The organism is Haloferax mucosum ATCC BAA-1512 (assembly GCF_000337815.1).
Taxonomy (GTDB): domain Archaea; phylum Halobacteriota; class Halobacteria; order Halobacteriales; family Haloferacaceae; genus Haloferax; species Haloferax mucosum.
Genome location: NZ_AOLN01000013.1, coordinates 230,676 through 254,300, shown reverse-complemented (window position 1 = coordinate 254,300; position 23,625 = coordinate 230,676). Strand labels below are relative to the sequence as shown.

General features: G+C 61.2%; 24 protein-coding genes and 3 tRNA genes. 15 read left to right on the top strand and 12 right to left on the bottom strand.

Annotated elements, in window-relative coordinates; all coding sequences use genetic code 11:
• Position 1: 1 nt before the first annotated feature.
• The 4 genes from C440_RS11295 (at position 2) to C440_RS11280 (ending at position 3,509) form a co-directional block, all read left to right on the top strand.
• The gene (locus C440_RS11295; protein WP_008320610.1) at positions 2 to 883 is read left to right on the top strand and encodes a succinate dehydrogenase/fumarate reductase iron-sulfur subunit; all 882 of its coding nucleotides are present in this window, start codon (positions 2 to 4) and stop codon (positions 881 to 883) included.
• Positions 884 to 937: 54 nt separating this feature from the next.
• Complete coding sequence (locus C440_RS11290; protein WP_008320609.1) at positions 938 to 2,785, top strand: FAD-binding protein; 1,848 nt, start codon at positions 938 to 940, stop codon at positions 2,783 to 2,785.
• A 166-nt stretch (positions 2,786 to 2,951) separates the two neighbouring features.
• Positions 2,952 to 3,051, top strand: a tRNA-His gene (locus C440_RS11285).
• A gap of 239 nt (positions 3,052 to 3,290) precedes the next feature.
• Positions 3,291 to 3,509: a helix-turn-helix domain-containing protein gene (locus C440_RS11280; protein WP_008320608.1), complete on the top strand. Its 219-nt coding sequence runs from the start codon at positions 3,291 to 3,293 to the stop codon at positions 3,507 to 3,509.
• Here the strand turns inward: C440_RS11280 and C440_RS18280 are convergent.
• Both C440_RS18280 and C440_RS17560 read right to left on the bottom strand, forming a co-directional pair.
• The gene (locus C440_RS18280; protein ID WP_449404602.1) at positions 3,503 to 3,661 is read right to left on the bottom strand and encodes a DUF7563 family protein; all 159 of its coding nucleotides are present in this window, start codon (positions 3,659 to 3,661) and stop codon (positions 3,503 to 3,505) included. The two genes, C440_RS11280 and C440_RS18280, sit on opposite strands and share 7 nt — an antisense overlap.
• Before the next feature lie 41 nt (positions 3,662 to 3,702).
• The gene (locus C440_RS17560; protein WP_161605931.1) at positions 3,703 to 3,861 is read right to left on the bottom strand and encodes a hypothetical protein; all 159 of its coding nucleotides are present in this window, start codon (positions 3,859 to 3,861) and stop codon (positions 3,703 to 3,705) included.
• An 88-nt stretch (positions 3,862 to 3,949) separates the two neighbouring features.
• Here C440_RS17560 and C440_RS11275 point away from each other — a divergent pair, with 88 nt between their 5' ends.
• The gene (locus C440_RS11275; protein ID WP_008320607.1) at positions 3,950 to 4,366 is read left to right on the top strand and encodes a hypothetical protein; all 417 of its coding nucleotides are present in this window, start codon (positions 3,950 to 3,952) and stop codon (positions 4,364 to 4,366) included.
• A gap of 154 nt (positions 4,367 to 4,520) precedes the next feature.
• Here the strand turns inward: C440_RS11275 and C440_RS11270 are convergent.
• A tRNA-Thr gene (locus tag C440_RS11270) sits at positions 4,521 to 4,594 on the bottom strand.
• A gap of 11 nt (positions 4,595 to 4,605) precedes the next feature.
• On the bottom strand, positions 4,606 to 5,124 hold the full coding sequence (locus tag C440_RS11265; RefSeq protein WP_008320606.1) for a GNAT family N-acetyltransferase: 519 nt from the start codon (positions 5,122 to 5,124) through the stop codon (positions 4,606 to 4,608).
• Positions 5,125 to 5,454: 330 nt separating this feature from the next.
• Here C440_RS11265 and C440_RS11260 point away from each other — a divergent pair, with 330 nt between their 5' ends.
• The 4 genes from C440_RS11260 to C440_RS11245 are packed head-to-tail and all read left to right on the top strand — an operon-like array spanning position 5,455 to position 9,333.
• A complete protein-coding gene (locus tag C440_RS11260) occupies positions 5,455 to 6,393 on the top strand; it encodes a branched-chain amino acid ABC transporter permease (RefSeq protein ID WP_193788403.1) in 939 nt (312 codons plus the stop codon).
• A complete protein-coding gene (locus C440_RS11255) occupies positions 6,390 to 7,715 on the top strand; it encodes a branched-chain amino acid ABC transporter permease (RefSeq protein WP_008320604.1) in 1,326 nt (441 codons plus the stop codon). The genes C440_RS11260 and C440_RS11255 overlap by 4 nt, the downstream gene beginning before the upstream one ends.
• Positions 7,712 to 8,575, top strand: coding sequence for an ABC transporter ATP-binding protein (locus C440_RS11250; RefSeq protein WP_008320603.1), 864 nt, complete (start codon positions 7,712 to 7,714; stop codon positions 8,573 to 8,575). The genes C440_RS11255 and C440_RS11250 overlap by 4 nt, the downstream gene beginning before the upstream one ends.
• On the top strand, positions 8,572 to 9,333 hold the full coding sequence (locus C440_RS11245; RefSeq protein WP_008320602.1) for an ABC transporter ATP-binding protein: 762 nt from the start codon (positions 8,572 to 8,574) through the stop codon (positions 9,331 to 9,333). Before C440_RS11250 ends, C440_RS11245 begins: the two co-directional genes overlap by 4 nt.
• Positions 9,334 to 9,366: 33 nt before the next feature.
• On the opposite strand, the gene C440_RS18080 is transcribed toward C440_RS11245, so the two are convergent.
• Both C440_RS18080 and C440_RS11230 read right to left on the bottom strand, forming a co-directional pair.
• Entirely contained in the window at positions 9,367 to 10,476 is a 1,110-nt protein-coding gene (locus C440_RS18080; protein ID WP_008320601.1) for a hypothetical protein, read from the bottom strand.
• A 127-nt stretch (positions 10,477 to 10,603) separates the two neighbouring features.
• On the bottom strand, positions 10,604 to 11,920 hold the full coding sequence (locus C440_RS11230) for an ABC transporter substrate-binding protein (RefSeq protein ID WP_049915737.1): 1,317 nt from the start codon (positions 11,918 to 11,920) through the stop codon (positions 10,604 to 10,606).
• A gap of 186 nt (positions 11,921 to 12,106) precedes the next feature.
• On the opposite strand from C440_RS11230, the gene udk reads away from it, so the two are divergent.
• Positions 12,107 to 12,802 carry a uridine kinase gene (gene udk / locus C440_RS11225; RefSeq protein ID WP_008320599.1) on the top strand — a complete coding sequence of 232 codons (696 nt, stop codon included), beginning with the start codon at positions 12,107 to 12,109 and terminating at the stop codon, positions 12,800 to 12,802.
• A 30-nt stretch (positions 12,803 to 12,832) separates the two neighbouring features.
• On the opposite strand, the gene C440_RS11220 is transcribed toward udk, so the two are convergent.
• The gene (locus tag C440_RS11220; protein ID WP_008320598.1) at positions 12,833 to 13,153 is read right to left on the bottom strand and encodes a DUF5785 family protein; all 321 of its coding nucleotides are present in this window, start codon (positions 13,151 to 13,153) and stop codon (positions 12,833 to 12,835) included.
• A gap of 110 nt (positions 13,154 to 13,263) precedes the next feature.
• Here C440_RS11220 and C440_RS11215 point away from each other — a divergent pair, with 110 nt between their 5' ends.
• Together C440_RS11215 and C440_RS11210 are read left to right on the top strand one after the other, a co-directional pair.
• Positions 13,264 to 13,782, top strand: coding sequence for a CNNM domain-containing protein (locus tag C440_RS11215; RefSeq protein WP_008320597.1), 519 nt, complete (start codon positions 13,264 to 13,266; stop codon positions 13,780 to 13,782).
• Between the two features lie 100 nt (positions 13,783 to 13,882).
• On the top strand, positions 13,883 to 14,614 hold the full coding sequence (locus C440_RS11210) for a GNAT family N-acetyltransferase (protein WP_008320596.1): 732 nt from the start codon (positions 13,883 to 13,885) through the stop codon (positions 14,612 to 14,614).
• A gap of 122 nt (positions 14,615 to 14,736) precedes the next feature.
• On the opposite strand, the gene C440_RS11205 is transcribed toward C440_RS11210, so the two are convergent.
• The 5 genes from C440_RS11205 to C440_RS11185 form a co-directional block, all read right to left on the bottom strand.
• Positions 14,737 to 14,820, bottom strand: a tRNA-Ser gene (locus C440_RS11205).
• Positions 14,821 to 14,866: 46 nt separating this feature from the next.
• Complete coding sequence (locus C440_RS11200; RefSeq protein ID WP_008320595.1) at positions 14,867 to 15,622, bottom strand: hypothetical protein; 756 nt, start codon at positions 15,620 to 15,622, stop codon at positions 14,867 to 14,869.
• Between the two features lie 53 nt (positions 15,623 to 15,675).
• Positions 15,676 to 16,311, bottom strand: a complete 636-nt coding sequence (locus C440_RS11195; RefSeq protein WP_008320594.1) for a uracil-DNA glycosylase — start codon at positions 16,309 to 16,311, stop codon at positions 15,676 to 15,678.
• A 301-nt stretch (positions 16,312 to 16,612) separates the two neighbouring features.
• Complete coding sequence (locus C440_RS11190) at positions 16,613 to 16,927, bottom strand: hypothetical protein (RefSeq protein ID WP_008320593.1); 315 nt, start codon at positions 16,925 to 16,927, stop codon at positions 16,613 to 16,615.
• Positions 16,924 to 17,964: an Mrp/NBP35 family ATP-binding protein gene (locus C440_RS11185; RefSeq protein WP_008320592.1), complete on the bottom strand. Its 1,041-nt coding sequence runs from the start codon at positions 17,962 to 17,964 to the stop codon at positions 16,924 to 16,926. Before C440_RS11185 ends, C440_RS11190 begins: the two co-directional genes overlap by 4 nt.
• A gap of 153 nt (positions 17,965 to 18,117) precedes the next feature.
• Here C440_RS11185 and moaA point away from each other — a divergent pair, with 153 nt between their 5' ends.
• From moaA to C440_RS11170, 3 genes are all read left to right on the top strand, one after another.
• Positions 18,118 to 19,080, top strand: a complete 963-nt coding sequence (gene moaA, locus C440_RS11180; RefSeq protein ID WP_008320591.1) for a GTP 3',8-cyclase MoaA — start codon at positions 18,118 to 18,120, stop codon at positions 19,078 to 19,080.
• A 218-nt stretch (positions 19,081 to 19,298) separates the two neighbouring features.
• Positions 19,299 to 20,924 carry a COG1361 S-layer family protein gene (locus tag C440_RS11175; RefSeq protein WP_049915734.1) on the top strand — a complete coding sequence of 542 codons (1,626 nt, stop codon included), beginning with the start codon at positions 19,299 to 19,301 and terminating at the stop codon, positions 20,922 to 20,924.
• A gap of 21 nt (positions 20,925 to 20,945) precedes the next feature.
• Positions 20,946 to 23,417 (top strand): efflux RND transporter permease subunit, encoded by a 2,472-nt coding sequence (locus C440_RS11170; RefSeq protein ID WP_008320589.1) that lies wholly within the window; start codon positions 20,946 to 20,948, stop codon positions 23,415 to 23,417.
• The last annotated feature ends 208 nt before the right edge of the window (positions 23,418 to 23,625 follow it).

The following is a 23,625-nucleotide window of genomic DNA, read 5'->3' as shown; positions in this document are numbered from 1 at the left end:
CATGAGTACGCAAGTACCCGAACAAGTCGAAGACGAATCAGCCTCGGAGACGGTATCAACCGGCAAGCAGAAGCGCGACGCGAAAAAGCGTGAGCGCGCCGAGCGCGTCCAAGAACAACGCGAGGTCGAAGCGGCCGAGAAAGCGCGTACGGCGGACGACACGTACCACCTCAAGGTCTTCCGGTACGACCCCGAGGTGCCGGAGAAACAGGAACCCCGCTTCGACGACTTCTACGTCCCGTACAAGCAGGGGATGACGATTCTCGACGCGCTCATGTGGGCGCGCGACCACTACGATTCGTCGCTCACCTTCCGGCACTCGTGCCGACAGGCCATCTGCGGGTCCGACGCGCTGTTCGTCAACGGGTCACAGCGACTCGGTTGCAAGACGCAACTGTCGGACCTCTCGGAGCCAGTTCGCGTCGAACCGCTCCCGCACGCCGACGTGGTCAAAGACCTCGTCGTCGATATGGAGCACTTCTACGACCAGATGGAAGCGGTCGAACCGTACTTCCAGACCAACTCGCTTCCGGACGGCGAACTCGAAGAACAGCGCCAGACCCGCGAGAACCGCGAGAAGGTCAAGATGTCCACGCGCTGTATCTGGTGTAGCGCATGTATGTCCTCGTGTAACATCGCCGCTGGCGACAACGAGTATCTCGGCCCGGCGGCCATCAACAAGGCCTACCGTTTTGCGATGGACGAACGCGAAGGCGAGGACATGAAACAGCGCCGCCTCGAAATCCTCGAACAGGAACACGGCGTCTGGCGTTGTCAGACGCAGTTCTCCTGTACCGAGGTGTGCCCGAAGGACATCCCCCTCACCGAGCACATCCAGGAACTCAAACGCGAAGCGATCAAGAACAACCTGAAATTCTGGTGAACTTCCGGTGAAACCCTGAAGTTCGACCAACCCTACGACACACTCAAACACACCATGTACGAACACGACGTTATCGTAGTCGGCGCGGGCGGGGCGGGCCTGCGCGCGGCGATTGCGGCAGACGAGGAAGGAGCCGACGTGGCCATCGTGTCGAAGCTCCACCCGGTTCGGAGTCACACGGGCGCGGCGGAAGGTGGCATCAACGCCGCCCTCCGCGAGGCCGACTCGTGGGAAGACCACGCGTACGACACGATGAAGGGCTCGGACTACCTCGCCGACGCACCGGCGGCCGAGACCCTCTGTAAGGACAGTCCGAAAGAGACCATCAAACTCGAACACTGGGGGATGGCGTTCTCCCGTGACGACGACGGTCGCGTCAGTCAGCGACCGTTCGGCGGCCTCTCGTTCCCGCGGACGACCTACGCGGGTGCCGAGACCGGTCACCAGTTGCTCCACACGATGTACGAGCAACTCGTCAAGCGTGGCATCAAGGTCTACGACGAGTGGCACGTGACGCGACTCGCCGTCTCCGACGAGGAGCAACCCGAGGACCGAACCTGCCACGGCATCGTCGCGTACGATGTCCAGACCGGACAGGTCGAAGGCTTCCGCGCCCGCAACGGCGTCATCCTCGCCACCGGCGGACTCGGACAGGTTTACGACCACACGACGAACGCGGTCGCCAACACCGGCGACGGCGTGGCGATGGCCTACCGCGCCGGCGCGCCGATGGAGGACATGGAGTTCATCCAGTTCCACCCGACGACGCTCCCCTCGACCGGGGTCCTCATCACCGAGGGTGTCCGCGGTGAGGGTGGTATTCTCTACAACGAAGACGGCGAGCGCTTCATGTTCGAGTACGGCTACGCGAACAACCTCGGCGAACTCGCGTCCCGCGACGTCGTCTCCCGCGCCGAACTGACGGAAGTCAACGAAGGTCGCGGTATCGAAGACGAGTACGTCCACCTCGACATGCGTCACCTCGGCGAAGAGCGCATCATCGACCGTCTCGAAAACATAATCCATCTCTCGGAGGACTTCGAGGGCGTCAACCCGCTCGAAGCGCCGATGCCGGTCAAGCCCGGCCAGCACTACGCGATGGGCGGCATCGAGACCGACGAGAACGGCGAGACGTGTATTGCCGGTCTCTACGCGGCCGGCGAGTGTGCGTGTGCCTCCGTCCACGGCGGCAACCGCCTCGGCGGCAACGCACTCCCCGAACTCATCGTCTTCGGCAAGCGCGCCGGCCACCACGCCGCGGGCAAGGACATGAAGGAAGCCGAAATCACGACCGGCAAGGTCGGCGACTACGAGACCGCAGAAATCGAATCGCCGGTCGAACTCGGCGAATCGGGTATCGGCGAAGACGTCGTCGCCGACGGCGGGGCCGCCGCGGATTCCGGTACGGCAACCACCGGGTCCGACCTCGTCCAGCGCGCCGTCGAAGACGAGCGCCAGACCATCGACCACCTACTGGAGAAAGACGACGGCATCCAGCACGCGGAAATCCGCGAGCGCGTCCAGAAGTCGATGACGCAGAACGTGAACGTCTTCCGCGAGGAAGACGGTCTCAAGCAGGCGCTCCGCGACATCCGCGAGGCGCGTGAACTCTACCAGGACGTGTTCGTCGGCGACAAGTCCCGGACGTTCAACACGGACCTGCTCCAGACACTCGAAACGCGTAACATCCTTGACATCGCCGAGGCGATTACCCTCGGCGCGCTCGCGCGCAACGAGTTCCGCGGTGCCCACTGGCGCAAAGAGTACCAAGAGCGCCGCGACGAGAAGTGGCTCAAACACACGCTATTGTCGTGGAACGACGGCCGGCCGGAACTCTGGTACAAGCCGGTCATCCTCGAAGGCGAGAACAAGACGTACGAGCCGAAGATCCGGAGCTACTGAGTCGGTTTCTCAGTCTCCCGACCCCGAAACGACCGCGATTCTTTCGACGCCGACGCCCGAGAGCGACCGCGCAGTTGTCGGCAGAACGGCGCGCCTTTGCCGTGAACCGGCCGAGTACGGCGGGGTGATCAACGGCTATTTGTCCGACGGAACCGTATTTTCGGGCGGAAGGGTGGCTCAGTGGTAGAGCACACCGGCAGTGACCGCTCGTGGTCGTCCCGGTGGTTTTCAATTGGCTTCGCGTGGTTCGACTCCCGCCCCTTCCATCTCGAATTTTGTCGCGCGCCCATCGTCTCGAACTACGCTCTGTGTCTCGATTCGGTGCTTCGACGACAGTCGAAAGTGGAGTCCGTCGAAGGGCACATTTTATCGCATGTATGTTCGTTATGAATACAACGATTCGCTCGAATTCGAGTTCCTCGTGGCCTCAAACCCGTTCTTCGTTATTCGACGATTGTTGTAAGAGAGTTTTATTATCGTCGAAGCAAACTGAACGACAACGACCATGCAACAGACGGTTCCGACCATCGAAGTCCCGGGAGAACTCGATTCTCCATCGGCAAAGCTCGTGTACCTCTATCTCACGACACACGACGGCGCATCTATCGACGACTTACAGAGTGGTCTCGAAATGAAGAAGATTGCACTCTACAGTATTCTCAGTACGCTCAGCAAGCGTGGCCTCGTTCGACAGGAAGCTGAACGCTACCACATCGTTCAGTGATTTCTCGGCGAGCGCGCCGCTCGCACCTGTGCACCGTCACGAACCATATCCTCGCAGTTCGGACAGACGCGTGGCTCGTCCATGTCATCGGGCGTAAAGACTCGGGCGTATGTGGGGGTCACGAACGAGCCACAGTTCTGACATTCCGGCATGATGTCTAGTATCCTTAATGAATATCACATAAGTTTTCTCCCTAGATGTACGCGAGGAGTGCGCCGAGTACGAGAAGCGCGAAGATGAGGAGCGTCACCGCGAGCATGAACTGGTCTGTCGCGTTCATACCGAAATGACGTTCCGGATAAAGATAAAACGCCGTCACGGTGGGCGTCGCGCTGGTGATCCACGCGGACATCCCAGTATTCGTTCTGATTTTCGCATCCGATAATGGCAGAGATAGAACTAAAGTCTCGCGCTACATCGCATCCGTAACGGTCCCCCCAATGGAGTACGTGTATGCGATGTCTGGGCTACTCGCCGGACTCCTTCTCGGAGCCATCGCAGTCGTAACTGCACTCACGTACACTCCTTACGGGGCGTCGCTCTTCGACACCGCAATCACCGCGCTGACCGGGATTACGCTCCAATTGGGGAACTTACTCTCGATTTCTGCACTCACCGCGTTCGCCTTCGAGGGTCTCGCAATGAGCGGGATTCAGTATCCAATTGTCGTTCCCGCAAGCTTCGCGTACGTGTTGACTCACGTGACGGTCTACTACTCGTGTCTCCGAATCACGGACCTCCAATCGGAGCCGCTCGACCCCGACATTATCATTAAACATAATCCGTTCCGCGCACTCATCCTCGGCGTGCCGGGTTCTTTGCTCTTGATTCGCGTTCGCTCGTCGGGTCGTAACTGACCGCTCTCGTTTCGGCGCGTAATCAGTGTCAGTCAAAGGTAGATAGCGGAAATTGTCGGTAGTACTCAATAACAGAAATCTGGCTTGACCCAGATTTTAGAGGGGAGAAAGGGAACTAGTTACGTTCTAGATTAGGTCTGTTAGAAAGTGGTAGAGCCAGGAGTGGGATTTGAACCCACGAAGTCTCGATTACAAGTCGAGTGCATGAACCGCCCATGCTCTCCTGGCGCGTCTCCCGATTATCCGTCCTCCCTTGAGTGTGTATCGTTTTGTATCGGTTTTTCTAGTTCGACTCGATAGGGTCGATAGCCGTGCCGTCGGTAGAATCTGCGGGCGGCGTCGTTGGTCGCCATCACGTCGAGCGCAACCGTCTCAACGCCCGCAGTTCGCAGTTCTCTTTCCGCGGCGTCGAGCAAGCGACTCCCGATACCCGAATCGCGCCTGTCAGGGACGACGAACAAGTTGCGGACGACGCCGCGGGTAACGTCCTGTTCGTACGCCCCCGATTCGGTGTCGAACATGACGAACCCGACGATGTTCGAATCCGAAGCTCTGGCCGGTACGTCGTCGTCGGGCGATTCGTCGCGCGCGACGAGGATACCACCGACTGAGAGGTGATACGCCATCGCGTCTCGTATCGTCGCCCTGTTGGCCTCGGCCGCGAGGTGTGAGCCGAACGTCCGCTGTCCGCGAGCGAGGGCGACCCAGAGGTCCGAAAGCGTGTCGAGGTCAGACAACCCGGCCGAAGTGACGCGCATGGTCTTGTATCGGGCCGCAGTGGGTTTTTACGTGTCGCCGTTTCCGACGGTCTGGACCTAATCGCGCACCAGCGGATAGTACTTAGTTGTCAATTCCAGGTAACTGATTGGGAAAGATTTATGCTTGTTTATCGTCCGCACATACCATGAGGATAGTTATCAATGGGTATTGCAGAAACATACTCCCGGGGGCGGCGGTTCGCCATCGAGCGTCCGTTCGTGCTCGTACTGGCGGTCATCGCAGCCGTACTGATCGGTGACCTGCTTCTCGGGATTGCAACGGGGCAGACACAGTTTGCCGACATTGGCACGCTTGTCTGGGATGGTCTGATGCGGGGGCTCGTAATCGGCCTCGCGGGCATCGGGTTGTCGATGACGTACAGCATTCTGAACTTCGCAAACTTCTCGCACGGCGACTACATCACGGCCGGAGCGTTCTCCGGATGGGCGACGACGTACCTCATCGCGGGTCTCGGCAGGGCCGACGTGGGGGCGCTCTTGTTGGTCGGAGCGGGTGGCTCCGTCTACGGTGGGGCGCTCGACATCGGGATGCTCTCGACGCCGCTCGCCGTCGTCGCGGGCATCGTCGTGGCCGGCGGGTTCGCAATCGTGCTTTCACTTGCGGTTGACCGGACCATCTTCCGTCCGGTTCGGAACGAAGACGGCATCACGCTCCTTATTACGAGCATCGGTGTCGCTTTCGCGCTTCGCTACCTGATGCAGTTCGTCTTCGGTTCCGACGTCCGCGGAACGACCGCACAACCGCCCTCGATGGGGCTGTACCTCGTCGATGGCACCGTCTTCATCGACGCACACGACATCACGCTTCTCGTTGTCGCGGCCGGGCTGATGCTCGGCGTCCACCTGCTCTTACAGCGGACGAAACTCGGGAAGGCGATGCGCGCGATGGCCGACAATCAGGACCTCGCGCTCATCACGGGTATCCCGACCGAGCGCGTCGTCCGCGCGACGTGGGTCATCGGCGGGGGTCTCACGGGTGTCGCGGGATACATGTTCATCCTCTGGAAGGGGACCCTCGGCTTCAACGATGGGTGGCTCCTGTTGCTCCTCATCTTCGCCGCGGTCATCCTCGGCGGTATCGGGTCCATCTACGGAGCCATCACCGGCGGTCTCGTCATCGGCCTGACGGCGTCAATGTCGGTCCTGTGGATTCCGTCCGCGTTCGCGCGGGCCGCCGCGTTCGTCGTGATGATCGTCATCCTGCTCGTGAAACCGTCCGGTCTCTTCAGCGGGAGGGCAACAGCATGAGCGTCCGAGACGACCTCGCCGCTCGCATGCCGGGCGGCGACGCGGGACTCATCGTGTTCGTCCTCGTATCCGCGTACCTCCTGTACATCCTTGCGGGGATTGGACTCGGGTACGACCTTCGCGGACAACTGAACTCCATCGCCACGCTGACGTTCTACATCGGCGTGTTTGCGATGCTGTCGCTCGCCCTCAATCTCCATTGGGGTTACACCGGGCTGTTCAACATCGGCATCGTCGGCTTCATGGCCGTCGGTGTGTACGTGATGGCGCTCGTCTCGAAACCGGTGTTCGTCCCCGGCGGCGCGGCGCAAGTCGGTGGTCTCGGCTTGCCACTGTGGGTCGGTATCCTCGCCGGCATGCTCGCGGCCGCCCTCTTGGGACTCGTGGTCGCGCTCCCCGCGCTTCGGTTGCGGGCGGACTACTTGGCAATCGTGACGATTGCGATGTCGGAAATCGTCCGCTTTAGTTTCCTCTCCGGGGAGCTTCAGCAGTTCTCGGTGCTCGGAAACACCGTCGGATTCGGCGGCGGGTCGGGGCTTATCCTCGACTTCGTGCCGCCGCTCCAAGCGCTGTTCCAATCTGTGGGGCTGTGGGGCGTCTACCTCGGCTTCGTCGATGCGTTCCAAGTCATCGTCCCGACGAATCCGAAACCCGTCGTAGACGGCATCGTCTACGGCCTGTTGCTCCTCGGGTTCGTCAGCGCGTTCTACTGGTTGCTCAAGCGCACCGGTGAATCGCCCTTCGGTCGCGTGCTGAAGGCCATCCGCGAGGACGAAGACGTGGCGAACGCGCTCGGGAAGGACACTGACAAGTTCAAGATTAAGTCGTTCATGCTCGGCTGTGCGCTGATGGGTCTCGCCGGTATCCTCTGGCTCATACCGCAGGGTGCCGTGACGCCGAACTTCTTCCGGCCGCGCGTGACGTTCTTCATTTGGATCGCGCTCATCATCGGCGGTGCGGGCTCCAATACCGGGAGCGTCCTCGGCGGGGCGGTCTTCGCCGCAGTGCTCTACCAGGGACCGCGGTACTTCCAGAACCTCGTCTCGGCGGTGTTCCCCAATCTCGGCTCCCCGGCTGGATTCGGGCAGGCCATCGGCCCGCTCATCTCGCAACTCGACCCCGTCCCGCTCCTCCTGTACACGGTCGATAGCATCCGGCAACTCCAACTCGTGGTGATGGGTCTCGTGCTCATCTGGCTGATGCACAACCGCCCCGACGGGCTTCTTGGCCACCGCAAGGAGACGGCGTCCGTCATCTCGCTGTCGCGTCCGAAGACGATGGCAACTGACGGCGGTTCGGTCGAAGGAGGTGACGACGAATGAGCGACGCGGCGGACCCACCCGTCGATGACGTCGCAACCAAACCCGACGAGGACGCACTCGGCGCGTTCGCGTCGGGCGTCGAGACGACGGTCGATTTCCCGTTGCAAGTCGAGGGACTGCACAAGTCCTTCGGCGGTATCACCGCCGTCGATGGCGCGTCGTTCGAAGTCGAAGCCGGGAGTCTCACGGGACTTATCGGTCCCAACGGAGCCGGCAAATCCACGACGTTCAACCTCATCACGGGTGTGCTCAAGCCCGACGCGGGGACTGTCACGTTCAACGGTGAAGACATCACCGGCGAGGAGCCACACGAAATCGCCAACCGCGGTATGGTTCGGACGTTCCAAATCGCCCGCGAACTGAGCGACATGACCGTCCTCGAAAACATGATGCTCGCGCCGAAACACCAGCGCGGCGAAGAACTCTGGCGGTCGGTCATGCCGGGCGTCCGCGACGACGTGCGCGAACAGGAAGAAGAACTGCTCGAACGCGTCTGGGAAGTCCTCGACTTCTTCGACATCGCCCACATCGCAGAGGAGTACGCGGGCAACCTCTCAGGCGGCCAGCGGAAACTCCTCGAAATGGCGCGGGCACTCCTCACGGACCCCGACATGTTGCTCTTAGACGAGCCGTTCGCCGGGGTTAATCCCACGCTCGAAAAGAAGCTACTCAAACACGTCCACGAACTCCGCGAGCAGGGCTACACCTTCCTCCTCGTGGAACACGACATGGACCTCATCATGAACAACTGTGAACACGTTATCGTCCTCCACCAAGGGAAAGTGCTGACCGAGGGGACGCCGGACGACATTCGGAGCAACGAGGAGGTCATCGAAGCCTACCTCGGAGGGAACGTATGAGCGTCGATGCCAACACCAGTGCGACGAGCGGTGCGGGCGTCGAAGACCGAAGCGACGTGCTCCTGCGCGTCCGCAACCTCGACGCCGGCTACGGCGACCTGCAAATCCTCACCGACGTCGATATGGACGTCTTCGACGGTGAGTACGTCACCATCGTCGGCCCGAACGGGGCCGGCAAGTCCACGACGATGAAGTCCGTCTTCGGCCTGACGGCGCACATGGGTGGCAAGGTGCAGTTCAAAGACGACGATATCACCGGCCGACGTCCCGAAGACATTATTCACGTCGGCATCGGGTACGTCCCGCAGAACGACAACGTGTTCCCGACGCTGACGGTCGAGGAGAACCTCGAAATGGGCGCGTACATCCTCGACGATGTCCCGACCGAGTCGATGCGCGCGGTCTACGACCGGTTCCCAATCCTCGAAGAGCGAAAACACCAGAAGGCGGGCACCATGTCCGGCGGGCAACAGCAGATGCTTGCGATGGGTCGCGCCCTCATGCTCGACCCCGACTTGCTCTTGCTTGACGAGCCATCGGCGGGGCTCGCTCCCGACCTCGTAGACGAGATGTTCGACAAGATCGACGAAATCAACGAGGCCGGCACGGCCATCCTGATGGTCGAACAGAACGCGATGGAAGCGCTCCGGCGATGCGACCGCGGCTACGTCCTCGCCAACGGACAGAACCGCTACATGGACACCGGCACCGCACTGCTCGAAGACGAGCAGGTCAGACAGGACTTCCTCGGCGGATAGCTATCCACGCCCCCGGTTCGTTTTTATCTCCGTTCACTCACACCAGTAGTGGAACGTCTCGACGGCCGGTGTTCCACCGGCGAGCGTCACCGTCACGCGTGTGTTCCAGCAGTAACAAGCGGCGTACGTCACGGTTTCCGACCCGCCGTCTGTCTCGACTGTCAACTCGTACTCGTCGCCGATGGGGACATCGAAAGCGTACTCCGACTCGCCGGGCGATACCGTCTGTGTCGTCTCGGCCACGGTGCTTCCGTCGCCCGAAACCATCAGCGTCAGCTCGTGGTCGGTTTCGTCGGTGTTCTCGACGGAAATCGAGCGCCTGCGAGGCCACGAACACCCGACCATGAGCGACCCGTCCTCGGCGACGAGAATCGCCAGTAACGGCCACCCCCAGTTCTCTGGAATCGTCCACTCGTAGGACGCGCTTCGACCGTCGTCGGTCTCGACGCTCACGTCGTAGGTCGCGTGCGATTTCACGAGCGGCGGGGTCGAAATTTCGCGGTCCGTCTCGGCGTTGAACGTGTGCTCGAAAAACCGGTCGCCGTCGTGTTCGATGCCGATAGTCAGCATGGTGTCTTCGTCACTCTCGTTTCGGATTTCGGCGCGCGGAGGTGCGAAGATGTCTTTCGCCCCCGAGACGTCGTACGGGAGGTTCCCGTCGCCACCTTCGGCGAGTCGCTGACGCGGTTCGAGGCTTCCGTCGCTCGTGATGACGATAGAGAGGTCTCGTGCTACCGCTGTGACGCGCCACTCGTAATCGAGCGTCGCGCCGGTGTCGAGTTCGGCAGTGACGCGGTACGTCCCCTCGCCGACGCGAGAACCCGCGACGCCCATCCCGAAGCCAGGACCGTCACTCACATCGACAGACCGGTCGAGAATCGCGGTACCCTCGTCGCCGGCGGCGTTTCGAACTCGAATCGATAGCGTGTGCTCCTCGTCGTCGTCGTTTTCGACGATGAGGTTGGCACGCGTGGGTTCGGGCGTTTTCGTCTCCGACCCCGTACCCGTCGGTGGCGACGTCGATTTGGTCGTCGTTGATTGCGGATTCGACGGCGTCCCCGACGTCCCGTTTTGTGAGAGACAACCGGCGGTGAGTGTGAGATACGACCCACCGAGCGTCGAGAGGAGGGCGCGACGCTTCATTATCGATTTTGTACCAATTATCAGACAAGTGTCTTGTGGCGGCCGGGGACCGATACCTGTCGGTACCGGTGCTCACAGCGTCTCCGAAAAAAGCCGAATCTGTGTCTGCCCGGGTCTCTCGCCCTGCTCAGTTCTCCGGACCGGAGAGCGCCGTCCCGATGACCGAGGAGTACGACGACTCACCGATGTTGAACGCGACCTGATTGTACACTTCCCCATCGAATTGGTCACTGAAGACGCTACTGAAGCGCTCGGAGAGTTGTTGCCCGTAGTCGTTGTTGACGAACAGCGTCGATACCGTGCTGACTTCGAGGCGTTCGGACATGACCTGTGCCATGACGCGACCCTGCAGGAAGTCGGACGGTGCCGTCCGGAAGATGAAGTCGTTGTCTTCGAGGTTCGAGACGGACAGTGCCGTCGAGGACGGCGAACAGCCGACGATTTCGTTCGGGATGAACGCCTGTTGTGAGACGGGGACGTTCACACCGGACGATGCCGACCCACAGACCGACGGGACGCCGGCGGAGACGAGCGATTGCGCGGCCGAGACACCGACGTCGGGAGACGTTTGGGTGTCTTCGATCTGCGCGTTGACCGAGATGCCGGCCGGGTTGGCGTCGTTGACCTGCTTGACCGGTATCTGTGCGGCCTGAATCATCGGTTGCCCGACGGCCGCGAGATCACCGGTCTCCGGCAGGAGAATCCCCACGTCGATTTCGCGGTCGGTCCCCCCCGGCCCGCTGTCTGCGGCCGGTCCGGACCCGTCGGGGTTGTCGCCAGCGAAACTCTGTTTATCGACTTCTGTCGTCGCGTTGTTTTCGGCGTCGAACTCCCAGATGGCGTAGGCCGCCTCCGCGGGGTCGCCCAACTCGTTGAAGTTGACCGAAGACGACGCTCCTTGGTAGTCGATGTCTTCGCCGTTTGCGGCCGCTTCGATACCCTCTACGAGGTTGTCCGGTCCGACCGTCATGCCGCCCGGATTCGCCATCCGGCGCATCTGGTCTTTGATTGCCGGTCCGGAGTTCTCACCGGCCGCGGCGTTCGAGAGGAGTTGGATTGCGACGGAGTCGTACGTCTGTGACGTAAAGACCCCCGGTGCCCCCCCGTACTCGTCTTGGAACAGTTGGTTGAACGTCTCTTGATTCGGACCGCCAGCCGCCGGTGCCGTTCCGGTGACGTTCTCCATGTCGTTTCCGACCTGCCCGGGCATCGACCCAGAGCGAAGCCCGTCGGGAACCAGAATCGACTCGCTCCCGTCGGATGCGCTGTAGTAATCACGGAACAACTGAATCCCGCTTTCCGGGTAGCCGATGACGACAAGCCCCTCCGGGCCGCCACCACCGTCGCCGCCGCCACCGATGCATCCTGATAAGCCAGTCAAGCCTGCCGCGCCCGCGGCTCCCACTCCCTTGAGGAAGTCGCGTCGTACGATATCACGTACCATGTCAAATGGCATGGACGGTGTAGTTTATAAATTTAACCCCAAATGTTCAGAAATCAGTAATAATTACGGACGACAGCGGTATGAGAGACGGCTGATTGATATAGACTACCACTGTGTTTTATATACTAACTCGGTGAAAAGAGCGAATCGCTGTGTTCAAACGTGTACGCGGGCGTGGTTCGGTAGATGACTATTCCGTCGTTCGTCATCGGCATCGCCGGGGGCAGTGGTGCCGGAAAGACGACCGTGGCCCGACTCATCACGGAGAACGTCGGCGAATCCGTGACGCGGATTCCGATTGACAACTACTACAAAGACCAGAGTCACCTCGAAATGGCCGAGCGGGAGCAGATGAACTACGACCACCCGTCGGCGTTCGAGTGGGACCTATTGCGCGAACAGCTCTCCGAACTGCTCGAAGGCCGGTCCGTCGAGATGCCGCAGTACGATTTCGAGGTCCACAACCGGAAACCAGAGCGCGTGACCGTCGAGCCGACCGACGTCATCATCCTGGAAGGAATTCTCGCGCTCTACGACGAGGACGTAAACGAGATGCTCGATTTACGCCTGTACGTCGAAACCGACGCCGACGTTCGTATTCTGCGGCGTATCCAGCGCGACGCCATCGACCGCGGCCGCGACCTCCAAGGTGTCATCGACCAGTATCTCTCGACGGTCAAGCCGATGCACGAGCAGTTCATCGAGCCGACGAAGAAACACGCCGACCTCATCATCCCCGAGGGTGCAAACAGTGTCGCCGTGACGCTTCTCGAAGAGAAAGTACAAGCCGAGGTCGAAGGCGACGAGACGCGTACGTGGGAACGCGACGCTATCGAACAGGAAGTACAGGAACGAGCCTCCTACGAGCGGTCGGATACGTAAACCGGTCGTCTAACTCCGTCTGCGTCGGAATTACGCTTTCTTGCCGGTGACGAACTGTTCTGCTCCCTCGTAGAACCAAAAGTCGTTTTCGCGCATCGCTTTGCCGACGGCCTTGTGGAATTCGACGAAGTCGCCGAACGATTCGCCTTCGACGTGTTCGAAGATATCCGAGAGTGAGACAACACGCTCGTAGTCGAGTCGAATCGGGTGGTCACCGAACTCATCGACGAACTCCACTTTGTTCAGCGGGAAGTCCTCGTCTTCGTCGATCTTCTTTGCGATGACTGCCTGGCCGTACTTGCGTCCGCCTTCGCTCCCTTCTTCGCCGTCCGGGTCGTGTGGCCAATCCATACCCGAACGTTGGCAGGCCGATTCAAAGCCGTTACGCATTTGTTGATATCTGTCATTCGGGATTCGCCGAGGCGGAAGGGTTTCTGTCTTCGCCCTGATGGACTACGTATATGACCACGACCACTCTCCTCGTCGGTGGACTCGTCGCAGTTGTCCTGTTGTTGGTGTGTAGCGCGTTTTTTTCCAGTTCTGAGACGGCTATCTTCTCGCTGCCTCGGGAGTGGATTCGACAGCAAGCAGTGACCACGGGCGACAGCCGAGCGGCCACTCTGGCCGAACTTTCCGACGACCCACACCGACTGCTCGTGACGCTCCTCGTCGGAAACAACGTCGTAAACATCGCTATCTCCAGTATCGTGACGGTACTTGTTGTCAGCTATCTCCCTCCCGGCCTCGCAGTCGTCGCAACGACTCTCTTTACCAGCTTCGTCATCCTGGTATTCGGAGAGATTGTCCCCAAATCTTTCGGCCTCGGAAACGCCGAACAGTGGGCGACAACCGTCGCCCCAGTCATTCGACTCGTCGGAATCGCACTCTTTCCACTCATCACCCTCTTCGACTGGATTACGCGCCACATGAATACGCTCATCAGTGGTGAGAGTGCGATTGAAACCCCGTATCTGGAGTAACCCGTGCGAGCGACCGTCCGCGACGTTATTCTCCACGAAGTTTGTCATGTGGTGCCGCTGAACAAGAAATATACGCATGGCCATCTATCTTCATGGGAGTATGCGAGCGACCGAACACCCAACGTTCGAATCAGAGGCCAGTAAGCTGATTTACGAGTACGTAGAGCGCCACGGAACCGCAAAACGGAACGTACTCCTCGATATCGCCCCCGTCTCGTCCGACGAATTCGGGACCGAGCTTGACCGCCTAAAGTCACGAGGCTATCTGGAGGAAGACGGCGGGACGCTCCAGTTAGCGCTCGACGTCGGTGCAATCGAAGAACACCAGACCGACGTGGGCGTGGTCACCATCCGGCCGGGTCGCCAGCAGGATTTCGAAGGACTCGTTGACGCGATTCGGGACGTCACGTCGGAGAAGACCTACGTTATCGCCGAAAGCATCGCCGAGCAACTGCTCTACGAAGAGACCGTCACGCGCCACAATCGGGTGGCGTCGCGGGTGTTTTTCGTCGCCACCGTCGAAGGAGAAGTCGTCGGGTGGACGCATCTCGACCTCCCGCAAGTCGAGAAGGTTCGAGAGACTGCACAACAGACCGTCGGCGTCACAGACGACTTCCGCGACTCGGGTATCGGGAGTCTGCTTCTCCAGCGCGGCCTCGATTGGGCGGAAGCAAACGGCTTCCGCAAGGTCTACAACAGCATTCCCATGACGAACGACCGCGCTCTGGAGTTCCTCGGCGACCACGGCTGGGAGACCGAAGCGATTCGCAGAGAACACTACACCATCGACGGCGAGTTCGTTGACGAAGTGATGATGGCGTATCGGTTTTGAACGAGGGTTTCGATTTGGTTGCCCTGCTCTCTGAGAATGCGGTGGGACTGGGAGTTGATACAGACGCTCACGAAGGCGAGTACACGCTACGCGGTGCTCGCCGAGTTGTTCGCGTCAGAATGCGGTGGGACTGGGATTTGAACCCAGGATTCCGTGAGGAAACCTGCTTTCAAGGCAGGCGCGTTAGGCCGCTCCGCCATCCCACCCTCGCACGACAGTTCTAATTCACGTACCTAAGAGTTGTCGCTTTCGTTAGCCGCGAACGAGTTCCAGCACGCCGTCTGTCTCCTCGACGCGAAGCGCTTGTTCGAACACGAACGTCGTCGTGTGCTCGGGAACGACGCGCTCTGCCTCGACGCGCGAGCGGAGCATCGGCACGACGGTTGCGAGGTCGGCACCCGTTTCGAGAACCGGAAGCATCGGAATGTAGTCGAGTCCGTGGTCGGCGTCGTCGGCCGCCTCGGCGAGCGTCTCGACCGCCGGTGTCTCGTACGCGTCGGTAAAATCGACCAACTCACGGAAGCCGGAGAAGTAGACTCGTCCCTCCGTCGAGGGACCGAGAACGACCGGCGTACTGCGGAGTTTCATCGCCGCGCTGTCGATGTGGGTACGACCCAAAAGCGGTGCAATCGGCCGAACGACGGCGACCGAGTGGACTTCTTCTTCGTTCAGGAGGTGCGAGACGGTGTTGCCCGCTCGGGCGGAGAACGTCGAGCCGACCTGTGGCTCGAATCGAACGTCGCCGGTCCCGCCGAGGGCGTCGGCGACGACACTCCGAATCTCGGCCTCTGCGGTGTGCTCGCCGACGAACGCTTCCGGGAGTTGGTCGTCGGGGCGATAGTTTACGAGCAGGTCGCCCCCCGACCGCTCTACGGCGATACAGATGTCCTTGAGCATCGCGGCGTAGAGCGCGGCGGCGTCGTCTTCGGAGAGCGGACTCGTCTCGGCGAGGTCGGAGAGGACCAGTCCGGGCCGCGGCGGTTCGGCGAGTACGGCGATGACGGTCATGGTCTCTTCTCGCGCCGGGAAACCCTTGAACCCGCCGCTTGCCGACGGCCGTCTCAGCGACTCTGCCGGCCTTTCGTCTGCCGATAGTCCCGGGCGAAGACGGACTCTCGGACGTGTTCGACGAACGCCTCGGTCTCGGCGTTCGTCTGCCGGGTCGGTTCCTTCATCGGCACGAGTTCGAACCCGCGCCCACGGATTGTCGTCGCGTGCTCCGCGTCGATGTCGAAGCTATCGACCGCGCGCGTCGTGTAATCGAAGGCGAGCGCCTCCAGTGCGGCCTGTCCGACGGGAACGATGATGTGTGGGTTTATCATCCGAATCTCGGCGTTCAAAAACGGCTCACACGTCGAAATCTCTGCATCGGTCGGACCTCGGCCGGGGTGGCGACAGCGAGTCAGACACGTGAGAAAGACGTTCTGTACGTCCGGTTCGTCGGCGTCGGGGTCGGACCGCGAAAAGCCGAGGGCACCGAGAATGCGCTGGACTCGCTCGCCGGCCGCGTCGCCGGTGAACGGGACACCCGTCTTCTCTGCGGCCGCAGAAGGAGACTCGCCGACAAACAGGAACTCCGCGCCCACGTCGCCGTAGCCGTGGACGACCTGTTCGCGGACCTCACAGAGACCCGTGCAGTTGGTGCAGTCGGTGTCCATCGAGAAGGGGTTCCGAAACTGGCGTTGGTGTGCGTCCACAAGTAGGAATTCGGCTCAGGAACCAAAACGAACCCGGTCTGTACAGTCTCCACCTGTCGGTGAGGACACGGTCACGCCGCCTGAGGCTCGACTACTGACGCCGGACTGGTGTCCCGACAACCTCCCCCTCATCTCGGTCGCTGTCACGTTCGTCTCGTGTGGCCCGCAGTGCATAGTGAAAGTGAAATACTACGATAGTCGGCACTAATCGCTCAACACCGACCGCTGTAAGGGAACCAGTGAAAATCCGATAGCGGATGTGAAACCCGAGGCATCGCCGAACTGTGGATTCTCCCGCCTCTCAGCGGTCGAGACCGCCTTGTGCCTTGATATCCATGATGTGGCGGACGTTCAGGTATATCTCTTCGGGCGAGGTATCGCCGTCCGGGTCGTAGAGGTCGCTCACGCGGTAGAGGATGGCCGACACCTGCTTGCTCTCCGAGGAGTCACCGTAGATGTCGTCGGCGACTTCGCGGAGGAGTTCGACCGTCTCGGGGTCAGCGGGAAATTCGGCGTCGGAGTCGGGGGCCATCTCCCAATCGACATCGTCAGCGTCGGCGTCTGGCCGGGTATCGGCGTCGTCCTGTTCGTCAGCAGATTGCCCCTCACCGCTCATTTCTCGCTCACGCTCTGTCGCTGAACGATACCGACCATATCGGCGACGTTCTCGGTCATGACGCGGAAGGCGTCGGCCGTCTCGTTTTCGTCTTCGAGGACGATGGGCCGCCCGCCGTCGCCACCTTCGCGGACCGCCGGGTCGAGGGGGAGCGCACCGAGGAACGGGAGGTCGTTCGACGCGGCGAAGTCACGGCCGCCGCCCGCGCCGAAGATGTCGTGGTTGTTTCCGCAGTCGGGACAGCGGAACGTGCTCATGTTCTCGACGATGCCGAGGACGTTCGTATCGTGCTTGCCGAACATTCGAAGTCCCTTGTTTGCGTCGTCGAGTGCGACGTCCTGTGGCGTCGTGACGATGACCGACCCGGTAAGCGGGAGGGTCTGGAGGATTGTCAGTTGGGTGTCGCCCGTGCCCGGCGGCAAGTCGAGAACGAGGTAGTCGAGGGAACCCCACTCCACGTCTTCGACGAGTTGCGTGAGGAGTTGGTGCACCATCGGGCCGCGCCAGATGACCGGGTCGTCCTCGCCGACGAGAAACGCCATGGACATGAGTTTCATGCCGTACCGCTCCGGCGGGACGATGGTCTGGTCTTGCGTCGCCTGCGGCGCTTCCTCGGCGGAGACCATCCGCGGGACGTTCGGGCCGTAGATGTCGGCGTCGAACAGACCGACGCGAGCGCCGAGTTTCGACAGGCCGGCGGCGAGGTTTACGGCGACAGTCGATTTGCCGACACCACCTTTCCCGGAGGAGACGGCAATGATGTTCTTGACGCCCGGCAAAACCTCTTCGTCGGGGTCGCGGTCGGTCGGTATCTTGGCGGTGAGGTCGGCTTCGAGTCCGTCTTCCGCGAGCACTTCGCGGATGCGACGACCGATAGCCGTCTCCGACGGGGAGTACGGTGCCCCGAGCGCGAGCGAGATGCGGGCGGTGTCGCCATCGACTTCGACGGCGTTCACCAGTCCAAGCGAGACGATATCGCCTCCGAGGTCGGGGTCCTCGACCGCTCGCAAGCGGTCGCGTACGTCGGCTTCGTCCATATCGGTTCTTCCGGGGTGCGGCCGATAAGGGTTTTGTAAGGGTTCGTTTGGCGACCCCGGTTCGGCCACATATCGGTCGTTTGTAACCAGAATTGGTTACTCGTTGGCCGCTAGCGTCATCGAATTTATCAACGTACGACCTAACCTCTCAGTATGGTGCTGGTGGACGACTTCGGGAGAGCGGTGACCGGCGTTCGTGTCTCTTTGACCGACCGGTGCAACTTCGACTGCGTCTACTGCCACAACGAAGGACTCGGTGACACTCGCGGCCCGATGGACGCCTCCGACGCGGAGATGACCGCGGACGATGTGGTCCGGTTTCTCGAAGTCGTCGAAGACTACGGCGTCGAGAAGGTGAAATTCACGGGCGGAGAACCGATGCTCCGCGCCGACCTCGAAGAAATTGTTCGACGGACGCCGGACTCAATGGAAACGTCGTTGACGACGAACGGTACCTTTCTCGGCGAGCGCGCGACCGACCTCGTCGATGCCGGTCTCGACCGGGTGAACATTTCACAGGACGCACTCGACCCGGAGGCGTTCGCCCGGATTACGAACTCGGGCGCGTACGACAGCGTGATAGAAGGCGTCAAGGCGGCCGTTGAAGCCGGTCTCACCCCCGCCAAACTCAATATGGTCGTGTTCACCAAGACCGCGGGATACGTCGAAGAGATGGTCGAACACGTCGCCGAAAACGAGGGGCTTCAACTCCAACTCATCCAGTACATGCCGGAACTCACCGGCCGTCCCGAGTGGAATATCGACATCGAACGCGTCCACCGATGGCTCGCGGACCTCGCGGACGACATCGAACGCAGAGACATGCACCACCGCCGTCGCTACCACGTCGGGCGAGGGATGGTCGAAATCGTAGACCCGGTCGAGAACCCGGAGTTCTGTGCAAACTGCCACCGCGTGCGCGTGACGCACGAAGGATACCTCAAGGGCTGTCTCAACCGCAACGACGACCTGCGACCGATGGGCGAGATGACGCGACCGGAAATCGAAGCGGCCTTCGAGGACGTCGTCGCCAACCGAGTTCCGTACTACGGCGAGTACCTCGTCCGCGACGAAAACGACGAGTGGACGATAAACGAGGAGTATATCGGCGTTTGAGAGACCGTACGAGACCGTTGACGACTCTCTACGGAAGCGGATTAAACCTGTAGGGAATTTTTTGAAGTTCCGTTCAGTTTATGTATCTACTCTCCTCACGATAGCGTGTTGATTGTACGTTCAGTCAACTGGGATTCGACTCGACTGTCGGACGCCACCGGCCGCCCACACGACTGGACAACACAGAAACCCCAATCCCCATCACAACTCCACACTCCATGAAATTCTCACGTGCACTTGCGGTCTTCCTGATCGTCTTGGTCGCAGTACCAGGCCCAGCGATGGCCGGCATCGTCGGTGACCCGAATCTTCAGGCGTACGCGCCGAGCAACCAACTCGTCCCCGGACAGGCGACCTCGCTGAACGTCGCCGTCACGAACTACGGCGGCGACACCGAGTATCGACGGTTCTCCTCGACTGAGAGTCCCGCGACGCTGAGCGACCAGCGGCGGACGCAACTCGAACAGAAGGTCCGGTCCGCTCGGAACGTTCGCCTCACGCTCAAATCCGGCGGCGCACCCATTGACGTGAACACCGCGACCGTCCCAATCGGGGACCTCCCGCACGCGACCCAGCGGGAGTCGCAGTTCTCCGTTTCGGTACACGAAAACGCCACGCCGGGCACTTACGACATGAAACTCGTCGCGCGGTACGAACACGACGAGTCCGTCCGCGACAACGGTGACGTGAAAAATGAAGCAGACAAGAAGGTCACGATTCCCGTGACCGTCGTCATCGAGCAGGCCCCGCGGTTCGAAGTTGTCTCGGTCGAGACGACCGCACAGGTCGGTGGAAGCGGCACCACCACCGTCACGATGCGCAACGTCGGGACCCAAACTGCCTTCGATTCCTCGGTCTCGATGAACTCCGAAAACAGCGACGTCACGTTCGGACAGGCGGCCTCCGCGAGTCGGTACGTTGGCAAGTGGGGTGTCAACGAGACGCGACGCCTCGACTACGAGACGACCGTCGCGCGGTCAGCGGCCGCACAGCAGTACTCGCTTTCTGCCCTCGTGAACTACGAGGACGAAGACGGCATTCCCACGAAGTCGAGCGCGCTCACGACTGGCGTGAAACCGCTCGCCGAGCAATCGTTCGACCTCGACGCGGAAGACTCGACACTCCGCGTCGGCCGGGAGACGACTGTGAGCGGCACCATCACGAACGATGGCCCGCAGACGGCCCGCGATGCCGTGCTCACTATCTCCTCGAAATCCCCCAACACGAACATCAAAGAGACCGAGTACGCTCTCGGAACGCTCGAAGTCGGCGACGCGTCGGACTTCTCGTTCTCCGTCGAAGTGACTGACTCCGCAGACGCCGGACAGCGACAACTGAGCTACACCGTCGAGTATCGCAACCCCGACGGCGACACTCAACAGTCGAAGGCACTGTTGATGAACGCCGACGTGAAACCGAAGCAGAACCTCTTCGACGTCACGCCCAAAGACGGCTCTATCGAAGCCGGCGACTCACAGACCGTCACGCTCGTCGTGACCAACAACGGCGACGAAACGTACCGCAACATCGACGCGGAGGCCTTCGCAGACAGTCCGCTGACGCTCGACGACGACACGGCGTTTATCCCCGAACTCGCACCCGGTGAGTCAACCGAGGTTCCGCTCGAAATGACCGCCGATGCGTCGGCGAATCCGAAGACCTACTCGTTCGACATCGACTTCCAGTACGAAAACGAGGACGGCGAGCAGAAACTCTCTGACTCGTACCCCGTCCCCATCGAAATCACCGAATCGTCGGGTGGTGGCGGCCTCTCGGTGCCGCTTATCGGTGGCGTTCTCATCATCGGACTCGGCATCGTCGGGTTCCTCTGGTACCGCCGCTAATCGCCCCACATTCCCCTCACAATGATTGACTACGAAGTGTACGTTGACCGCCTTGGCGAGTTCGTCGTCGGGAACCCCGGGAGAGTCGTCGCGCTGTTCTTCGTGTTGACGCTCGTCTTCGGGGCCGGTCTCGGGAATATCTCGACCGACGCCGGGACCTCGCAGTTCACCGAGGACTCTCCCGCACAGGAAGCACTCGACGACGTCAACCGCGAGTTCACACCGGCGTTCGAGACGAGTTCCGGGAGTACGCAACTCATCCAACGGGACGAAAACGTCCTCTCGAAACCGGCGATGCTCGACATGTTGCGGCTCCAAGAACGAATCTTGGACCGCCCCGACCTCCGCGCAACCTCCGCATCGGGCGTCGCATCGACGGTCGCACAGACGCTCGACCCATCGGCGACGACGCTCGATGAACAGATAGACGCGCTCGAATCGGCGTCACCGAGCGAAGTCCGCGCCGCGACGAAGCGGGCGACGGCGAACCCGCAGGTCGCGTCGTTGCTGAGCGACGACTTCAACCGCAAATCCGTCACGGCCTCTTCGACTATCGGCGTCGTCAGCCACGAGGTTCCCGGACTCTCGTCGAGTGCCGGAACCTCGGGCACGAGCCCGCTGTCCGGTATCCAAGAGGAAATTCAGTCGATGACCTCCGTCGCCGACAGCGACATCCGCGTCTTCGGGAGGGGTATCATCTCCAGTGAGTTGGGGAACGTCATCGCCGACTCGCTGTTGCTCGTCGTTCCCGCCGCAGTGCTTCTCATCTTCGGGTTCCTCGTCATCGCCTACCGCGACCCGATCGACCTCTTCCTCGGAGTCATCTCGCTCGGACTCGCAGTCATTTGGACGTTCGGGTTCATGGGTCTCGCAGACATCGCGTTCAGCCAGATGCTCATCGCGGTTCCCCCGCTTCTCTTGGCGGTGGGTATCGACTTTGGTCTCCACGCAGTGAATCGCTACCGTGAAGAGCGCGTCAAGGACGTCGCACCCGTGCCGTCGATGCGCACGACGGTCAAACAGCTCTCCGTCGCGTTCTTCATCGTCACCGGTACGACGGTCCTCGGGTTCCTTGCGAACGTCACGAGCGACCTCGCACCGATCCGCGACTTTGGTCTCGTCGCGGCGGTCGGCATCCTGTTTACGTTCCTCATCTTCGGGGTGTTCCTCCCGGCGGCGAAGCTCTACGCCGACCAACTCCGAGCGCAGTACAACGTCCCTGAGTTCGGTTCGACACCGCTCGGCAACGAAGGCGGGCTTCTTGCCCGAGTGCTCTCTGTCGGGGTCGTCATCGGTCGTAAAGCCCCGCGCGCGTTCCTCGTCGTCATCCTCTTGACGACTGTCGTTGCGGGCGCGTACGGGACCGGCGTCGATACGACGTTCTCACAGGAAGACTTCCTCCCGCCTGAAGAACAGCCTGCGTATCTCCAGGACCTCCCCGAGCCGTTCAAACCCGGCGTCTACACCGTCACGAAGGACCTGAACTATCTCGAAGACAACTTCGAAACGACGCAGGGCGACAGCGTGACGATATACGTCGAAGGGGAGATGAGACGGGACCACGCCCTCGAAGACATGTACCGTGCGGGCGAGAGTCCCCCCGACTCGTTCGTCACCGAGGACCGCCGTGCGGACTCACAGAACATCATCACGGTCATCCAGAACTACGCGGCGCAAGACCCCGAGTTCGCGGCGCTCGTTGACCGGAACGACGCGAACGGGAACGGCGTCCCCGACGACAACCTCGAAACGATATACGACGAACTGCTGGCTTCGCCCGTCTCCGGGCAGGCGTCGTCGTATATCACAGATGACTACCGCAAGACGCGCATCGTCTACACGGTCGAGGCTGACGCCAGCCAAGACGAGATTGTCGCCGACGGCAAGGTCGTCGCAGACGAACTCCGGATGGGAGCCACTGCGACCGGGAGCACGGTCGTGTTCAAGGATATCTCCGACACGATCTTCATGTCCGCAATCGAGAGCCTCGTGGTCGCCCTCGCGGCGACGGCGCTGTTCTTGGTCCTCATCTATCAGGTCTTGGAAGGCAAGTGGACGCTCGGCGTGGTCAATCTCGTTCCCATCGTCGTCTCACTCGCGCTCCTCGCGGGGTCGATGCGCTATCTCGGCATCCCGCTGAACGCGTTGACGGCGACCATCCTCTCGATTGCCATCGGGTTGGGTATCGACTACTCCGCCCACGTCGTCCACCGCTTTGCCGACGAATACAACGGCACGAACCTTGACGAGGCGCTTCGACTGACCGTCGGCGGGACCGGCGGCGCGCTCACCGGGAGTATGCTCACGACGACGACCGGACTCGGTGTGCTCGCAATCGCCATTACGCCCGTTCTCGGGCAGTTCGGTGTCGTGACCGCGCTGAGTATCTTCTACTCGTATCTCACCGCGCTCGTCGTGACGCCCCCGACGATTGTCGTCTGGGAGCGATTGACCGACCAGAATCCGGCCGCGTCTGAGCCAGCGGCAACCTAATCGAAACTGACGGACAGCCTCTCGACCAGCCCACGATGCCCGAACCGCTCGCTGACCAGCCAAGTTCGACCCGGCCGCCCGCGACCCACGCTGGCGGTACCGGTCGCTCGCCCCTGCCCACACGCCCGAACCGCTCACAGAACAACGCTGTATCGCCTCCCGAACACGAACGGACGGACTCTCACCGACCGCAACTCGACGACTCGAC

Excerpts from the sequence above, each read along its gene's own strand:
- C440_RS11295 (WP_008320610.1), top strand. The coding sequence starts at position 2 with ATGAGTACGCAAGTACCCGAACAAGTCGAAGACGAATCAGCCTCGGAG.
- C440_RS11290 (WP_008320609.1), top strand. The coding sequence starts at position 938 with ATGTACGAACACGACGTTATCGTAGTCGGCGCGGGCGGGGCGGGCCTG.
- C440_RS11280 (WP_008320608.1), top strand. The coding sequence starts at position 3,291 with ATGCAACAGACGGTTCCGACCATCGAAGTCCCGGGAGAACTCGATTCT.
- C440_RS18280 (WP_449404602.1), bottom strand. The coding sequence starts at position 3,661 with ATGCCGGAATGTCAGAACTGTGGCTCGTTCGTGACCCCCACATACGCC.
- C440_RS17560 (WP_161605931.1), bottom strand. The coding sequence starts at position 3,861 with ATGTCCGCGTGGATCACCAGCGCGACGCCCACCGTGACGGCGTTTTAT.
- C440_RS11275 (WP_008320607.1), top strand. The coding sequence starts at position 3,950 with ATGGAGTACGTGTATGCGATGTCTGGGCTACTCGCCGGACTCCTTCTC.
- C440_RS11265 (WP_008320606.1), bottom strand. The coding sequence starts at position 5,124 with ATGCGCGTCACTTCGGCCGGGTTGTCTGACCTCGACACGCTTTCGGAC.
- C440_RS11260 (WP_193788403.1), top strand. The coding sequence starts at position 5,455 with ATGCGGGGGCTCGTAATCGGCCTCGCGGGCATCGGGTTGTCGATGACG.
- C440_RS11255 (WP_008320604.1), top strand. The coding sequence starts at position 6,390 with ATGAGCGTCCGAGACGACCTCGCCGCTCGCATGCCGGGCGGCGACGCG.
- C440_RS11250 (WP_008320603.1), top strand. The coding sequence starts at position 7,712 with ATGAGCGACGCGGCGGACCCACCCGTCGATGACGTCGCAACCAAACCC.
- C440_RS11245 (WP_008320602.1), top strand. The coding sequence starts at position 8,572 with ATGAGCGTCGATGCCAACACCAGTGCGACGAGCGGTGCGGGCGTCGAA.
- C440_RS18080 (WP_008320601.1), bottom strand. The coding sequence starts at position 10,476 with ATGAAGCGTCGCGCCCTCCTCTCGACGCTCGGTGGGTCGTATCTCACA.
- C440_RS11230 (WP_049915737.1), bottom strand. The coding sequence starts at position 11,920 with ATGGTACGTGATATCGTACGACGCGACTTCCTCAAGGGAGTGGGAGCC.
- udk (WP_008320599.1), top strand. The coding sequence starts at position 12,107 with ATGACTATTCCGTCGTTCGTCATCGGCATCGCCGGGGGCAGTGGTGCC.
- C440_RS11220 (WP_008320598.1), bottom strand. The coding sequence starts at position 13,153 with ATGGATTGGCCACACGACCCGGACGGCGAAGAAGGGAGCGAAGGCGGA.
- C440_RS11215 (WP_008320597.1), top strand. The coding sequence starts at position 13,264 with ATGACCACGACCACTCTCCTCGTCGGTGGACTCGTCGCAGTTGTCCTG.
- C440_RS11210 (WP_008320596.1), top strand. The coding sequence starts at position 13,883 with ATGCGAGCGACCGAACACCCAACGTTCGAATCAGAGGCCAGTAAGCTG.
- C440_RS11200 (WP_008320595.1), bottom strand. The coding sequence starts at position 15,622 with ATGACCGTCATCGCCGTACTCGCCGAACCGCCGCGGCCCGGACTGGTC.
- C440_RS11190 (WP_008320593.1), bottom strand. The coding sequence starts at position 16,927 with ATGAGCGGTGAGGGGCAATCTGCTGACGAACAGGACGACGCCGATACC.
- C440_RS11185 (WP_008320592.1), bottom strand. The coding sequence starts at position 17,964 with ATGGACGAAGCCGACGTACGCGACCGCTTGCGAGCGGTCGAGGACCCC.
- moaA (WP_008320591.1), top strand. The coding sequence starts at position 18,118 with ATGGTGCTGGTGGACGACTTCGGGAGAGCGGTGACCGGCGTTCGTGTC.
- C440_RS11175 (WP_049915734.1), top strand. The coding sequence starts at position 19,299 with ATGAAATTCTCACGTGCACTTGCGGTCTTCCTGATCGTCTTGGTCGCA.
- C440_RS11170 (WP_008320589.1), top strand. The coding sequence starts at position 20,946 with ATGATTGACTACGAAGTGTACGTTGACCGCCTTGGCGAGTTCGTCGTC.